This window comes from Streptomyces alboniger, assembly GCF_008704395.1.
GTDB classification, from domain to species: Bacteria; Actinomycetota; Actinomycetes; order Streptomycetales; family Streptomycetaceae; genus Streptomyces; species Streptomyces alboniger.
The window spans coordinates 7,892,264-7,906,434 of record NZ_CP023695.1; the positions used below are offsets into that span (position 1 = coordinate 7,892,264).

A 14,171-nucleotide genomic window follows, 5' to 3' on the forward strand; every position below is an offset into this window, starting at 1 on the left:
CCGCGCCACCCCCCAGGCGGCACGGGCCATCTCTCACCAGGCCGTCGTCGCGCGAGCACGCACGGCATACACCTCCGAAAGGACACCCACCCCATGGCCCACGCACAGTGTGACCCCGCCGCCCGCCAGGACCTCGCCGTCAAAGCCGTCGAGGCCAAGACCCGCAAAGACCTCACCTGGGAGCGGATCGCCGAGGTGTCCGGCCTGTCGGCGGCTTTCACCACTGCCGCCCTGCTCGGCCAGCACGCTCTGCCGGAGAAGGCAGCGAGGGCCGTCGCAGAGCTGCTGGAACTGGACGCGGACGCGGTGACGCTGCTCCAGACCATCCCGATGCGCGGCTCGATCCCCGGCGGCATCCCCACCGACCCGACGATCTACCGCTTCTACGAGATGCTCCAGGTCTACGGCACCACCCTCAAGGCCCTGGTCCACGAGCAGTTCGGTGACGGCATCATCTCCGCGATCAACTTCAGGCTGGACGTGAAGAAGGTCGCCGATCCCGAGGGCGGCGAGCGCGCGGTCATCACCCTGGACGGCAAGTACCTGCCGACCAAGCCCTTCTGACACCGCTCTTCCGCTGGGCGAATCTTCGGCGGGGCGGGCCGCCAACCGCCAGCCCGCCCCGCGCTCCCGGGCGGGAGGGCCCGGAGGCCCCCATGCGGGGCCACGAAAAGGCAACGGGGGACTCAGGCACCCTGGCGTACCTGGATCCGAAGTCGGGGCCAGCCCCGCACGCGCGGGGGAGCACACTCGTCGACATGCAGGTTAACTACGGCCTGGAGCTGATTTCGAGCACTTTCAGGGTTTCGACCATAACCCCCATACAAGTTGAATGAGGGTGGGTACTCGTACGTCATGTATGAGCGATGTCGGGCAACTCTGTTCAACTCTGCTGACCGTGTTGTGGGGGCTGTGCAGTTCATGTGCGAGCCGGTGAGTTGTTCGCGGGTGGGGTTGACCGGGATACTGCTGGCCTCGAGGTACATGACAGCGACCGCGCAAGCGCATCGCCCGCCTGTCCCCGCTCAAGCACCGCAACCTCAACGTCCTGGGCCGTTACAGCTTCACCGCCTCGACCCCGGTTGGCGGCGCCCTACGCCCGCTTCGCGACCCGGGGACGACGAGGGGCAGCGGGAGCGGACTCTGGCCAGATACGTGCGCTGGCGAGGACGTACCACTCCGGTGTGTAGACACGCTTGAACACCGAGCGGCCCGTGAGGACCGGGTACGCCCGCACCTCGGCTGCCCACCAGGAGCTGGCGAGCCAGCTCGAAGCCCTCCACCGGGCAGAGTGCCACAAGGTCTTCCAGGAGCAGATCAGCACCTGCGTCAAGGTGCGGCCCGAGCTGGAGAAGGCGCTTGCGCTGGCCCGCCAGTTCAGGGAAGCCGCACCTGAGACGCCGGTCATCTTCGAACGCAACTACATCCGGCGGCCAAGGGCGACCACGGCGGACGGCCGAAGGCCATCGACGACGACATGCTCACCTTCGCCGTCGCGCTCAATGACAAGGGCGTCCCCGTCCCCGAAATCGCGAAGAAGCTAGTCATCAAGACCGGAAAGAGCATAGGTAAAAACCCCTCGGCTGCCTCGCTCTACCGGGCACTGGCCGAAGCCGAAGACTGGAGCCGACACGTCCCCGGCGACCGCAGCAGCCGCCCAGAAGATCCCCACTGAAGGTGGGCGCAAGGCCACGAGGTGATCGATTCATGACTGAGTAGTTCTGATGTCCGCCCCGAAGGTCGCAGCCGTGCCTGTCCACGAGTGCGGTGAACGGCTCGTAGACGTGCGACGAGAACGCTCCCTGCTGGTCGACGAGCGGAAGTGGCAGGAGCCCGCCGGTGCCTTCGCCTACCTGCGGGAAGGAGTGCTCGACCGGCTTCAACGTCGCTACTTCGACGAATACGCAGGCCAACTGTGCGCGGAACACCCGGAATGGACTGCTGAACGGGTCCGCTCGGCAGCCAGCCGCTACGTGTCTTCGCCCGAGATTGCACCGCACAGTGCCGGGGCAGCTGTTGACCTGACGCTCGCTGGTGACGACGGGCGCGAGCTTGAGATGGGCACTCGGATAAACGCGACTCCGGAGGAGAGCGCGGGGGCTTGTTACACGCAGGCCGGGAGCATCAGCGACGAGGCTCGCTCTCATCGGGACATCCTGGGCACTGCGCTCGCCGCTGTAGGCCTGGTCAACTATCCCACAGAGTGGTGGCACTGGTCATTCGGAGACCGCTACTGGGCCAGGCCCACTTCGAGCTGCGGAAGGTCGCCCTTGGCGTCTGCGCAGGCGACCTCGGCACCCCCCACCCCTGGGACGCTCCCAGACCAACCCCACCAAGCAGCAAGTCACCCAAGCCAGCGCCTTCCTCGCATGGCTCGCCGACCGGGGGCGCGCAATCGGGCAGTGCCAGCAGGTCGACATCGACGCCTGGCACACCGAGCACCTGGCCACCCGCTGTCCGTCCCAGTCATTCCTGCGGTGGTGCATGAAGGCCGACGGGATGCCCCGCCTGATGCGGGCCTACATCTGGTCCCGACAGCACATGCCCTACGCTAGTAGCAGAAGCTCACAGTAGCTCTTCCCCGGCCGCAGCCAGCGCGGACAGCCCATGAATCCGGTCGCGTTCAGAGCGTGGACGTAACCAAGCACGAGGTGGCCGGTGACTTCGACGGCGACGGCACCACCGACCTCGCCCTGTTCTCCGGGACGGGCTACTACGGAGACGACCCGATCGGCCAGCAGGCGCGCCTTTGGAAGGGCCCCGTCGCGCGGACCGGCACCCCGGCCAAGACCCTCGACTTCATGGACAAGTCGCAGTGGTGGCACTACGACAGCGAGCAGCGCCCGACCCGACCTGCACCGACCGGGACTGCATCGACGGCCCCACGTCCGTGCGGGGCCCGGTCGTCCCCAAGGCCGTCGGCGACATCAACGGCGACCACTACGACGACTTGGTGCTTGGTGACGACGACAACGAGCCGGGGGTCAGGGTCGCCTTCGGCTCGGCCGACGGCCCAAGCCGGAGACGCAGAAGTTCGACCAGCACCTGCCGGGCGTGCCCCGCGCCGAGGAGGACGGAGACCGGTACGGCAGCGCGATCGCCGTCGGCGACGTGAGGGGGGTGGGTACGCGGACGTCGCGGTCGGTGTCATCGGCGAGGACTCGGCAGCCTCACCGACGCGGGCGCCGTCGTCCTGGTACACGGCAGCGCCGGTGGCGTGACCGGGCCCGGGGCCCAGGCCTTCCACCAGAACACGGCGGGCGTCCCGGGCGTCGCCGAGAAGGGTGACGTGTTCGGTGCGGCCACCGCGCTGCTCGACGTCACTGGTGACGGCCGCGCCGACCTCGCCTTCTCCTCTGTCCAGGAGAACGCCCAGGTGGGCGCGGTGTGGTGGCTGCGCGGTACGTCCACGGGCCTGACCGCCACGCACTCCGTCGCCTTCGGGCCGAAGGACGTCGCGGCTCTGAACACCACGGCGCTCTTCGGCAGTGCGCTGCGCTGAACCCCGCCGCAGCGGTGGCGGCCTGCTCCAAGACTCCCCTGTAGGTCTCGGACCGGACCGCGGTTCGTGTGAGCGCTCCACGCGCGTGCACTCTCCGCTCCTGCGGTCGAAGCCGGGTGAATGGCCACCGGGTCGGGACCGCGTGAGGAGAGGAGAGCTCGAGGCGCCGGGGGCGGCGACCCAGATCGCGGCGGCCGGCGCTATGAAGCCGAGCACGGTCTGGATGTCGTTCTCCTCAGCTGTAGTCGTAGCGAGCCATCCGGTCGTCCATCTCCCGGTCATACTCTTCGAGCCGAACGAGGAAGGGGGTGAACGTTGCCTGTGCCTGGGCCGCGGTGATCTCACCGGTCTCGACGGCGGCAAGGAGCGCGAGAACGGCGGGGAGCTCCACGGCGGCGCCGTAACCCGGCTTCTCCGTGCGGTGCTCGGAGTAGACGGCGCCTACGGACCCGCGCACGCCGGGCAGGACGAGGGGACCGGCAGTGATGTCGCAGGTGACGTCGTACGGCATCAAATGTTCCTCCAGGAGCGGGCCGCCACCGGGTCGGCGAACGGTCCGTCGAGGGCGTCCAGGAGCAGACGGGCGTAGTGGTTGAGGGCCTTGCCCAGGGTCTTCCCCGCGCGCTCCGGCGCACATTACATCGAACGCGATTCCGCGCGGGTGAATGCGGGGCCGTGGCCCGTATGCCGCGGCATTCTGACGGGAAGGTTCATGGACGGCGCGCCGGGCCGACACCCTCCCGGGCCGCTCCGCGGATGACCGCGGCACCCTGTGTCCGCCCGGACGCATAGGCACCAGGAACGGAGACCACCGATGGCCGATCCGCTCACCGCTGCCCAGCAACAGGTGCAGAAGTACCGTGACCTGTTGCGGGACAACCCGCAGTCCCCGGAGCGGAACACCTGGCGCGACGGTCTCGCGTCGGCGTTGTGCGACCGACTGACGCCGGCGCTCAGGCCGATCCGGCCGGACGAGGCCGCGGCGGCCGCCCGCGAGGGCATCGGGATCACCCGTGAGCTGCTGGCCGAGGGGGCCTTCCCGCAGTCGCGCCAGGGCTTCGCCAAGCGGATCTCCGAGGCCGCCGGGAATCTGCCGGCAGCCGAGGCTGTGACAGCCACCGAGGCCGCGGTCGTCGTCTACCGGCAGCTCGCCGCGGCCCGCCCGGACGACATGGAGCCACTGGCCTCGGTCGCCGGGGTACTGGCGGCCCGGCTCGCCCCGCGCCAGGCGGCGGCGGGGCAGACCGAGGGCGCGGCGGCGTCCGCGCGGGAGGCTGTGGCGATCACCCGGCGGCTGCTCGCAGCCCCCACGCTGCCGCCGAACGCGGCCGGGTACGCCCAGCAGGTCGCCCTCGTCGCCCGGTACCTGCCGGACGCCGAGGCCGTCTCCGCGATCGCGTTCGCCGTCGACGTATACCGGAGACTGGCCGACGCCGATCCGGGGAACCTGCGGCAGCGGGACCTGTTGGCGGGCGAACTGGCCGACCGGCTGGCTCCGCGCCAGTGGGCGGCGGGGATGCGGACCGAGGCCGCCGCGTCGGCCGCCGAGGCCATCCAGATCACCAAGGTAGTCATCGAGGACCCGGCCGTCGCGGCGCACCTGCGGGGCCACGGCAGGCGCATCCTGATGGTGGCTCAGTACCTCCCTGAAGAGGAGATGCTCCGGGAGAGCGAGTTCGCCGTCGGTCTCTACCGTCGTGTCACCCACCAGGATCCGCACAACGAGGGCTTCACCCGAGACCTGGTGTGGGCGATGGGCGTCTGGGCCGACCGCCTGGAGCGCGCCGGACAGCGTGCCGCCGCGGCCGCGCTGCGGTCGGACGCCGCCAAGGCAGCCCGCTACGGGGAGCACAGCCTGGCCGGTCAGGACATCCGCTTCTCCCCGGGGGCACCGATCTCCGTCGTCGCCCGCAACAAGATGCAGCTCGACCTGTTCGCGGTAGGCGAGGACGGGCGGATGTGGAGCGTGTGGTGGCACCACCGCTGGGAGCCCTACTTCCAGCTCGGCACGAAGACCTTCCCCCAGGGCACCGTGCCCTGCGCGGTGGCCCGGGACGTCGATTTCATGGACGTCTTCACCGTGGATGGTGACGGGCGGCTCTGCAACGCGTGGTGGTCGGCGGGCGACGCATGGAAGACCGAGTGGCCCCCGATCCCGGGCGGCGGGGTCTTCCCCGCCCTCACCCCGGTGACCGCGCTGAGCCGGAACTCCGACCTCATGGACGTCTGGCTGGTGGGCGCCGACGGGGTGCTCAACGGTGTCTGGTGGAACGGCGAGTGGAAGGACTGGTACGTCCTTCCCGGCCCGAAGTTCCCGCACCGCGCCCCGATCACCTCGCTCAGCCGGAACGACGATCATATGGAGGTCTGGGGGATCGACGAGGCGGGCGCGGTCTGGGGCATCGGCTGGAACGGTACCTGGGACACCCGCAACTGGACCCTGATCGGGGGGAAGACCTTCCCGCCCGGCAGCAGGATCGCCGCCGCCTCCCGTGACACCGACAAGATGGAGATCTGGGTCGTCGACGAGCAGGGAGCGGTGTGGGGGAACTGGTGGGACGACGGGTGGCACGACTGGTACCCGATCCCCGGCATGACCTTCCCGCAGGGCACCCCGCTCACCGCGATCAGCCGGAGGGACGGCTCCCACCTGGAGCTGTACGGGGTCGGGGCGGACGGCTGTGTGTATAACGCCTACTTCGACGGGAACAGCTGGAACCATCCCGGCGAGGGCGGTGAACCGCGGTACTGGTTCCGCAGGGGGGAGCCGAAGGACACCTTCCCGCTGCGTACCCCGCTCGCGGCCCAGTTGCGCCACCTGAGCGGCCCGCCCCAGAACCTGACCAGCATCGACGTCTTCGGCGTCGGTGGCGACGCGGGCATCCACAGCACCCGGTGGATCCAGGAGTGGCGGCCCTGGTACCGGATTCCCGTCCCCGTGGCGAGGTTCCAGAAGCCCATCGTGAGCGGCGGCGCTGCGGCGCTCGGCGGCTGGGCAGGGGTGAACATCTGCATCGACGGCAGCGTGCAGTGGTACGGCCACGCCCACGACAGCGGAGCGGACGGCTACGACTTCGGGGTCGCCTTCTACGTACGGAGCGGCCGGTACGTGATCGCCCTGTCGCACAACGGCAGCGTGTCGGCCGGGTCCCGGGAGCACGACTGGGAGGAGATCCACCCGCCGAGGGACGACTTCAAGTCCATCCTGTCGGACCTCGTCAATGCCGAGGCCTCGATGAACATGCAGTACACCAGCCACATCGGCCAGACGCTGGAAGGCGTCGTCACCCTCGCGGTGAAGTGGGTCGTGGGGACCGCGGTGGGCGTGACCGCCGGGGTGGTGATCTTCTTCGTGGTCGAGGTCGGATCCCTCGTCTACACCGGATCGTTCGGCGCCGGGTCGGTGGTCCTGGAGAACATCCTGTGGTTCGCCGGCCCCGGGAACACCCTGCTGGCCGTGGCCGCTGCGGGCATCGCCGAACTCGCCTTCGACCACAAGGAGTTTCCGATCGAGGCCTATCGCCTCATCAACGACCACGTCTTCGATGGAACACTCCCCGAGCGGGACCGGCTGCGCATCACCAACATCTCCGGCAATAAAGACGTGGACGGCTGGCATGTGCCCTTCGTGATGCCGAGCATCGACGGCAGGATCCTCCTGAACCTGGGAGAAGCCGGCTTCGCCGACCCGGTCAACCTCGGCGTCGGCAGGGGCGGGGGCGGCAGGGGGCACGCCATGATCCCGTACGAGGTCCTCGTCCACGAACTGGTCCACGCCTGGCAGATCGACCACACGGGATTCGCTCTCTCCTGGCTCGCCGACGCCCTGTCCTCCTCCCTCGACGGGCCCTCGGCCTACGAGTACGGGCCGCCGGGACCGGAGTTCGCGAGCGGCTTCACCATCGAGGGCCAGGCCGCCATCGTCCAGGACTGGTTCTACCAGTACGCCCGCAACACCGAGGATCCCGTTGCAGGCTTCCAGCAACTCACCAGCAACGAGGCGGTCACGGACCCCTACTTCCGTTACATCCACGACAACATCCGCACGGGCGCCTACTGAGGATCGGCGCTGTCATCGGTCGCGCACCGGGGACGTCTAGGTACGGTGCACCCGAACGCACGAAAGCCGTCCCGGCGGCACGGGGAAACACCACCGGGGCGGTTCGACCGTCCTGGCTTACGGCCCGCAGACGTCCAGGGTCTTCTCGTCCTCCGGGTCGGCCTCGGTGCGGAAGCCGGCCAGGGCGAGCGCCTCCCGGTACGGCCGAACCTCCTCCAGCGCCGTGGTCCGCTCGCCTATCGAGCAGGCCACCGAGAACCGCTTGCCGTCTCCTCCGCCCTCGACGACGAACCCGCCGCTCTTCTTCCCGAACTCCTTGCGCTTCGCCTTCCCCAGCACCTTGCGGATCACCTCGGCGTCCAGGGGGATCGGCCCGGTCTCATGATGCTGGGGTACCGAACGGCGATATCCGGGATCCGGTCCGGTGCCGCTGATCACCGCTGCATCGAGCGGTACGCGCCCGGCTTCGCCGACACGGTCATCGCGGCGCGCGGTGTGCCGGCAGCCGAGTACGAGACGTACAAGCCGAACTATCCCGGTGGCGACATCGGTGCGGGAGCCGTCACGCTCACACAGTCCGTGTGCCGACCGGTGCCCGCCTGGAATCCGTACCGCACACCCTTGCCCGGTGGGTACCCGTGTTCAGCGTCGACGCCTCCCGGCCCCAGCGTGCACGGTATGTGTGGGCACCTCGCCACCCGGGCCGCCCTGCACAGGGAGTTCAACATGCCTACGGCTCCGCACCTGGGGCCCAAATCCAGCGCCTTTCAAGGAGGACCCCGAATGCGCCTCGTCCGTCCGGCCACGCCGCCGACATCCCCGCCGTCCGCACCCTCGTTCTGGGTGAGCGCAAAGGTAGCCGGTGAAATCCCCTGCGGCAGGAGAGGGGTGACCCGTCCTTGAGCATCACGTCGAACGAGGGGCGGGCCTCGGTGGTCGGTACGTCCTGGACGACTTCAGCGAAGGACTCCCGGGTGTGGGACTGTGTGACATCGGGTCCGTGTCCGAGGGCGGCGTGGCGGCGTCGCTGGAGCTGTTTCACCTCGCGCCAGTCGTAGGGCAGCCACTCGCCGAGCTGGATCCCGGCGCGCAGAAGAACATAGAGTTCACGCGGGTGGGCGGGGCGATGGCCTCGTCGGCGACTCCCTCGCCGAGCTCAACGAGATGGTCGACCAGTGGGGAGGGACTCGCACCCGGCATGCGCTCGGAAACCGAGCGCTGGACGCGCGTCCTGCACGAGGGCGGCCTCCGCAGCCTCCCGCAGCGGGAGGCAAAGAGGCTGGTTCTTGTTGATCCACTCGCACCTGGGCAGGGAGTGAACGGTTGTCGCGTCAATGTTCGGGTTGGCATCGAAGTCGAACGGTCCGAAGCGACTACTCCCGCGGCCAGACGCGTTCGTCTGGCCGCGGCTCTACCAGCAACAGATGCACGGGCTGGTGCCCACCGGCCCGGATGCCCCGCTGTGGTGGGCGCGGGGTGCCAGTCTCGATGATGGCGCCGTTAAAGGTGAGGCGGTCGACGAGCCGAAGAGACCGCCACGGCCAGCTGAAAGGCTGTGAAGGAACCCCCCCTCTCTTACCTCCACGGACAGCAGGTCAGCGCGGCATCGCCTGTCACCCGTGCTGGGCATCAAGGCCCAATAGACTGCTCCAGCACACTGAGCACCCGAAGGCAGACGGCAGGGGGAGGAGGTGGAACTGACAGAGCGCGAGCTGACCAACCCTTGGGAGGGCGTTCTGATTTCTCCCGCGGCTGGCGCTGACGTCGGCGTTCTGGTCTTGGCGGGCTCCAGCGGACGCATCGAACGTGAGAGAGCGCGCATCCTTGCCGAGCAAGGCATTGCGACCCTGGCGATCCGCTGGTTCGGTGGGCTCGGACAGTCTCCGGGAATCTGCGAAGTCCCCTTGGAAACCTTCATCGACGCCGTCGATCTTCTCCATGCCGGCGGGGCGCGCCGCATCGGCATCCTCGGCGTCTCCAAAGGGGCTGAAGCAGCTCTGCTCACCGCAGTGCACGACCCGCGCGTGGACGTGGTGATTGCGCTGTCGCCGACCTCGCGGGTCTGGTGCAACGTCGGACCAGGCCGCGACGGCGAACGGCTGCCCTACCGATCGTCCTGGACGTGGCGGGAGCAGCCACTTCCCTTCGTGCCGATGGACGATTCCTGGGCTGATCTGCTGCTTGTCGCGGGAGGCGACGACGCGATGTGGCCGTCTCTGCCCTTCGCCGAACGGTTGGCGCAACGCCGGCGGTCAGCCGGTGCAAGCAATATCTGCTGGAGGCGACTGAAGAATGCCAGATCATGAACGCGTCACGAGATGCCCGGTCTGATCCGCATTAGCCTGGCCTCGTCGTGGTCCAGGGCGGCGAAAGGCGGTCCTGCCAGTCAGGACAGTCCACTTGACGGGCCGAAATCCAAGACACTCCCGGGCGGGACCGGTCCCTCGCCCGCGTAGGTATCGCCCGGCGATGCCGCTGGTGCGTCGGCGAGCGTCAGGCTGGGCCAGGGACCGGCGAGCGCTGCGTCGTCCAGGGTGATGCCGAGGTGTTCGAGCACGAGGGCCACCACCGGAGCCATCCCGGCGCCCTCGCCATCGTGTGCGGCGAGCGCCTCCTCTACCTGATCCCACCAGGGACCGAACGGTTCGGACCGGCTGTGCTCCATCCCGGGCTCGAAGTACTCGACGCACACTCCGTCGCGCCAGTACTGGAAGACGTCGATTCCCTCAGTGGTCGCCACACTGTACGTCTCCGTTCCCCGGGACAACTCCGTGAGCGCTTCCTCTCCAAAGCCGATGTCGCCGTCCTCCTCGACACAGAAGGCCCATTCGCCGATCCTGCCGGCCCGCAGCAGCGAGACCATCCCGTTATCTGATTCGCCAGAGACCAAGTCCAAGGCCGCGTCCCGGTCGAGTAGACGTGCCTGGCCCGGGTCGGCCCCGTACCGGGCGAAGACCTCCTCGGGGCCGAGAGCGCGGGTGAAGGTAGCGCATATCCAAGCCCTCGCCCAGTCCAGCGAGTCCGCGTCTGCTTGCATGATCGGCCTCCGTCATTCACCTGGCATTGGCTGCCAAAGTCGAGCTTTCCGGGCTCTCCGCGGTGCGCCAAGCACGTCGGGGGCCCGGATCATGATGCCCGGTTCATGCAGTGGGATCGGTACCGGGTAGGACGCCCGGTGGATTCCTGCCCGGTGAAGTCGATGCGGAAGGGGCCGCACGCGGCTGCATCAGCCCACCTGTCACGCCCGACCAGGACACCTCAACATGATCCTGTTATGAGCTCTTAAGTGCGGCTGCCCAAGCCCCCCCTCAGAGGAAACCGGGGCCGCCGACACCTGATCATCCTTGAGGCCACCGTCCTCGACGACGCCTGCTGGCAGCCAGTTCACCTCGATGCCTGCCCTCTCCGCCAAGACCAGCACCGTGGCGACGAAGCCCTCGGACAGGGCGACCATGACTGCGTGACTCGTCCCCCGGTGCCACGCGAGCAGGGCGTCGACAAACTCCTTGAACGCGAGAGGGTCGATCTGGCACTCGTCAGCCGAGCCGGGAGGCCCCATTGGACGGGTTCCAAAGGGTCCGGTCACCCATGTCGTAGTACTGGCTCGATACAGCTCCTCCCTGCTGGTCATACCGGCAATGCTCAAGCGTGCCAGGCGGGTGCCCTTCTGCCTCTCGTCACACCGTAGTCCCTGTCTAGGAGGCAGAACACGGCGCGCTGCCCGTGCTTCTCGGCGGCGGCGAGAAGGACGGACGGCCCCGCCACCGGGGGGATGGTGGCGGGGCCGTCGTGCTTGGAACGGGGGGAGCCGAGCTGCCTGATGTGCTGGTGCCCGGGAGTCGGGGCGGTATGCCTGATGCGGCGTCTTCGACTGCCGGCAGGTTCGCACAAGCGTCACCCCTGCCCGAGTCCGGCGGGCGTCACCATGTCCTTCAGGGGCGTCGGGCAAGGCGGCTGTTGTAGCGGTCCGTGCTGGTCAGTTGCGTGCCGTTGTCCTGGGGCGGGTGGCGACAGTCGTGCTCAGGTCCTCGGCGAGAGGGGTGTCGTTGGGGGCCGTGCCCGCCCAGGCGATGTGGCCGTCGGGGCGGACGAGGGCGGCACAGACACGGGTGAAGTCGGCGGGGAGCCGGAATGGGGCGGCGGTATGGACACGCAGCCCGGCGTGGGTGTGCCCCGGCGAGGCGGCCGCCGCCGGTGAGGGCCAGCAGGAGGTGGCCGTCGGCGCGCAGCAGAGCGAACAGGGGGTGTCGCCGAGGGTGACGCCGGGGGGGGCGAAACAGTGCGCGATGGCGTGCTGACGAAGTCTCCCGAAGAGGAAAGGTCCCGGAGGCTTCCCGGCGCCCGCTCTCACCTCTGGCGCTGTGCGCCGTGTACTGAACCGCGCTTCGCACGGTGCGCCGCCCACTCGCGGCCCTCGGTACCGGCGTATCGAGAAACGCGTACGTCACCGTAACCGTCCCCTGTTTCCATGGAGGCACGGACTACGGAGGGCCGTGCCGAGGCTTTGTGCTCCGGCTTCGGGAAGGTGCTTACGAAAGGGGCATGTGCCGTGTTATCCGGGAACGCTCGTCGGGGGCTGAGGAAGGCCGTGCTGGCCGCCGGTGTCGCCATGCTGATGGTGGCCCATGCCGGGCCCGCCACCGCCACCGCCACCGCCGTCCCGGCGCAAAGTGGTGGGAACGTGCAGAAGGCGATGGAGGAGTTGGCCAGGATTCCCGGGGTTGTTGGAGTCGTGGGCGGGGCCTACGCCGACGGGAAGTCCCTCGGTCTGGGCAGTGCAGGCTCCCGGCTGCTGGACGGGGAGGGCGGGAGGATCCCCGCGAACGCCCGCTTCCGGATCTGGTCACAGACCAAGCAGATGGTGGCCACCGTGGTACTGAAACTCGTCGAAAAGGGCGAGTTGGGGGTGGATGACAAGCTCGGTGACCTGCTGCCGGAGGTGGTGGAGAAGGACCTGGTGACGCGGGCCGACGAGATCACGGTACGACAGATGATCCGGCACACCTCCGGCATTCCCGACTGGTACGCCGAGAAGCCGAACCCGGACGGGAGCGAGGGAGCCCCCTCGTTCGACGTGTTCGACTTTACGACCCCCTACCGGCCGCTGGATCTGGTGCGGTGGAGCCGTGATCGGCCCCGGACCGGGGAGCCGGGCGAGAAGTGGACCTACTCCAACACCAACTACACCCTTCTCGGCATGATCATCGAGAGGGTGACCGGCCATGACCTGGCCACCGAGCTGCGCACGCGCCTTTTCGAGCCGCTCGCGATGACCAGGAGCTACCTGATGGTCAAACCGCCGGACGGCGTCAAGGGGCCGCACGGCCACGGCTACTACCCCGACACCGATGGCAGGCCGCGCGACGTGGACCGGTACAACGCCGGCCTCGCGGGGGCAGGGGCCGGCGGGGTGGTCTCCACCGCGCACGACGTGAGCGCCTTCAACCGGGCGTTCTCTCAGGGCAAGCTGCTGCCGCCAGAACTCCAGCGAATCCTGACCGACCGGCCGGCCGCCGCCGCACACCTCCGAGGCCACAACAGCAACAGCAGTTGCAGCGATGACTTCTCCATCACGGGCGGGTTGGCTCCAGGCTCCGTGGCCATGACCTTCTACTCGGCGGACGGACGTCGCCAGCTCGCGTTGTCATTCACCCTGAGCGTCAAGCCCAACGTCGTGCAGCTCGACTTGGGCAAGGCCGTGGAGAGCATCTTCTGCCCGTCCTCCTGACCGGCGGCTCCGCGCTCTTCGGCGGCGTCACCCCAGTCGTGCATCGCGGCTGGGAAGAGCCGATGTTCGGCGATACCCCGACGAAGCAGCCGCAGTCCTGTACGCGTACGTCGCTTCCACGCGAAATGACGGACAGGCTTCCTTTCTGACCACCTCAGAAGGGAAGCCCGCCACCGATGAGAGCATCGAGCAGGTGCCGGCGGAGATCGCCGCATACGCACGGGCCAATGCCCTGGACCTCAGCACGCCGGGCTCCGGGGAGGGGCGGCCGTTGACAGTGATGTCCTCCAGCACGGGGCGAGGACGTCGATCTTCGCGCGCTGGTCGGCCGCCGTACGCGCGGACGGCCGTCGATCGTGGCGTGCCGCAGCGGCCGCTCAGAGATGGCCGTCCAGGACCTTCCGTACCTCGGTGATGGTCATAGGCCCTGTGCCGTGCGCCACCGCCTCTCCCTCCTTCAGCAGGACGTAGGACGGGGCTCCGGTGATCCCGTATCGCTCGGTTGCGGCCGGACAGCGCGTGATGTCGGCGCGGACGGCCGTCAGGCGGCCCGTGTAGTCGTCGGCGATGTCACTCACGACGAGGTCCATCACCTGGCAGGGCTCGATTGCCTTGGACCATGTCCCGGTGAAGTATGCGAGGACCGGAACTCCGCTCATCCCGAGGATGAAATCGAACTCCGCGTCCTCACGGGGGCGGTGAACCCGCTTCGACATGGCAGCTCCTGACCTCTCGTTCCGTCATTCCCTCCCCATCATCCCCCGCGCGGTGTGCCAGGCCGGCCCGGTCGGTCGCCTCGTTGACCCGTCGGAGGAGAGGCACGGGCCCACCCGCCCCGCCGGTCACCCGGACGCCGTGAAAGCCTGATACCGCTCTTCCCC

The 14,171-nt window shown here is 68.6% G+C and carries 14 protein-coding genes and 2 pseudogenes; 9 read left to right on the top strand and 7 right to left on the bottom strand.

Going from position 1 to position 14,171, the window contains the following annotated elements; genetic code table 11:
- Positions 1–93 precede the first annotated feature (93 nt).
- The 6 genes and pseudogenes from cynS to CP975_RS35510 all read left to right on the top strand — a co-directional run bounded on the left by cynS (position 94) and on the right by CP975_RS35510 (position 3,502).
- Complete coding sequence (gene cynS, locus CP975_RS34480; protein WP_055531952.1) at positions 94–564, top strand: cyanase; 471 nt, start codon at positions 94–96, stop codon at positions 562–564.
- 650 nt (positions 565–1,214) lie between these two features.
- A complete protein-coding gene (locus CP975_RS36725) occupies positions 1,215–1,544 on the top strand; it encodes a recombinase family protein (protein WP_199783049.1) in 330 nt (109 codons plus the stop codon).
- Positions 1,478–1,675: a hypothetical protein gene (locus CP975_RS35465; RefSeq protein WP_199783052.1), complete on the top strand. Its 198-nt coding sequence runs from the start codon at positions 1,478–1,480 to the stop codon at positions 1,673–1,675. The genes CP975_RS36725 and CP975_RS35465 overlap by 67 nt, the downstream gene beginning before the upstream one ends.
- Positions 1,676–1,724: 49 nt before the next feature.
- Positions 1,725–2,255: pseudogene (locus CP975_RS34490) on the top strand (M15 family metallopeptidase); the annotation flags it as partial.
- Positions 2,256–2,818: 563 nt separating this feature from the next.
- Positions 2,819–3,115: a hypothetical protein gene (locus CP975_RS35505; protein ID WP_220450195.1), complete on the top strand. Its 297-nt coding sequence runs from the start codon at positions 2,819–2,821 to the stop codon at positions 3,113–3,115.
- 102 nt (positions 3,116–3,217) lie between these two features.
- Positions 3,218–3,502 carry an FG-GAP repeat protein gene (locus CP975_RS35510; RefSeq protein ID WP_055531950.1) on the top strand — a complete coding sequence of 95 codons (285 nt, stop codon included), beginning with the start codon at positions 3,218–3,220 and terminating at the stop codon, positions 3,500–3,502.
- 235 nt (positions 3,503–3,737) lie between these two features.
- Here the strand turns inward: CP975_RS35510 and CP975_RS34500 are convergent, their stop codons facing one another.
- Positions 3,738–4,013, bottom strand: a complete 276-nt coding sequence (locus tag CP975_RS34500; RefSeq protein ID WP_055531949.1) for a hypothetical protein — start codon at positions 4,011–4,013, stop codon at positions 3,738–3,740.
- Between the two features lie 303 nt (positions 4,014–4,316).
- Between CP975_RS34500 and CP975_RS34505 the strand changes: the two genes are divergently transcribed.
- Entirely contained in the window at positions 4,317–7,562 is a 3,246-nt protein-coding gene (locus tag CP975_RS34505; protein WP_055531948.1) for a PLL family lectin, read from the top strand.
- Between the two features lie 117 nt (positions 7,563–7,679).
- Here the strand turns inward: CP975_RS34505 and CP975_RS34510 are convergent, their stop codons facing one another.
- Both CP975_RS34510 and CP975_RS36140 read right to left on the bottom strand, forming a co-directional pair.
- Positions 7,680–8,000 (bottom strand): hypothetical protein, encoded by a 321-nt coding sequence (locus CP975_RS34510; RefSeq protein ID WP_055531947.1) that lies wholly within the window; start codon positions 7,998–8,000, stop codon positions 7,680–7,682.
- An 829-nt stretch (positions 8,001–8,829) separates the two neighbouring features.
- Positions 8,830–8,922 (bottom strand): annotated as a pseudogene (locus CP975_RS36140) (IS21-like element helper ATPase IstB); the annotation flags it as partial.
- Positions 8,923–9,253: 331 nt separating this feature from the next.
- On the opposite strand from CP975_RS36140, the gene CP975_RS34530 reads away from it, so the two are divergent.
- Positions 9,254–9,868 (top strand): alpha/beta hydrolase family protein, encoded by a 615-nt coding sequence (locus CP975_RS34530; protein ID WP_150477737.1) that lies wholly within the window; start codon positions 9,254–9,256, stop codon positions 9,866–9,868.
- An 80-nt stretch (positions 9,869–9,948) separates the two neighbouring features.
- Here CP975_RS34530 and CP975_RS34535 read toward each other — a convergent pair whose 3' ends face one another.
- The 3 genes from CP975_RS34535 to CP975_RS36730 form a co-directional block, all read right to left on the bottom strand.
- Positions 9,949–10,599 (bottom strand): DUF6461 domain-containing protein, encoded by a 651-nt coding sequence (locus CP975_RS34535; RefSeq protein ID WP_055531945.1) that lies wholly within the window; start codon positions 10,597–10,599, stop codon positions 9,949–9,951.
- 201 nt (positions 10,600–10,800) lie between these two features.
- Positions 10,801–11,193, bottom strand: coding sequence for a DUF6086 family protein (locus CP975_RS35515; protein ID WP_425474302.1), 393 nt, complete (start codon positions 11,191–11,193; stop codon positions 10,801–10,803).
- Positions 11,194–11,538: 345 nt separating this feature from the next.
- On the bottom strand, positions 11,539–11,967 hold the full coding sequence (locus CP975_RS36730) for an aromatic-ring hydroxylase C-terminal domain-containing protein (RefSeq protein WP_425474303.1): 429 nt from the start codon (positions 11,965–11,967) through the stop codon (positions 11,539–11,541).
- 183 nt (positions 11,968–12,150) lie between these two features.
- Here CP975_RS36730 and CP975_RS34545 point away from each other — a divergent pair, with 183 nt between their 5' ends.
- A complete protein-coding gene (locus tag CP975_RS34545; RefSeq protein WP_055531938.1) occupies positions 12,151–13,290 on the top strand; it encodes a serine hydrolase domain-containing protein in 1,140 nt (379 codons plus the stop codon).
- 377 nt (positions 13,291–13,667) lie between these two features.
- Here the strand turns inward: CP975_RS34545 and CP975_RS34550 are convergent, their stop codons facing one another.
- A complete protein-coding gene (locus CP975_RS34550; RefSeq protein ID WP_055531936.1) occupies positions 13,668–14,006 on the bottom strand; it encodes a thioredoxin family protein in 339 nt (112 codons plus the stop codon).
- Positions 14,007–14,171 lie beyond the last annotated feature (165 nt).

What these genes read in the sequence shown, in the direction of transcription:
- cynS (WP_055531952.1), top strand. Translation starts at nt 94, where the DNA reads ATGGCCCACGCACAGTGTGACCCCGCCGCCCGCCAGGACCTCGCCGTC.
- CP975_RS35465 (WP_199783052.1), top strand. Translation starts at nt 1,478, where the DNA reads ATGCTCACCTTCGCCGTCGCGCTCAATGACAAGGGCGTCCCCGTCCCC.
- CP975_RS34500 (WP_055531949.1), bottom strand. Translation starts at nt 4,013, where the DNA reads ATGCCGTACGACGTCACCTGCGACATCACTGCCGGTCCCCTCGTCCTG.
- CP975_RS34505 (WP_055531948.1), top strand. Translation starts at nt 4,317, where the DNA reads ATGGCCGATCCGCTCACCGCTGCCCAGCAACAGGTGCAGAAGTACCGT.
- CP975_RS34535 (WP_055531945.1), bottom strand. Translation starts at nt 10,599, where the DNA reads ATGCAAGCAGACGCGGACTCGCTGGACTGGGCGAGGGCTTGGATATGC.
- CP975_RS35515 (WP_425474302.1), bottom strand. Translation starts at nt 11,193, where the DNA reads ATGACCAGCAGGGAGGAGCTGTATCGAGCCAGTACTACGACATGGGTG.
- CP975_RS34550 (WP_055531936.1), bottom strand. Translation starts at nt 14,006, where the DNA reads ATGTCGAAGCGGGTTCACCGCCCCCGTGAGGACGCGGAGTTCGATTTC.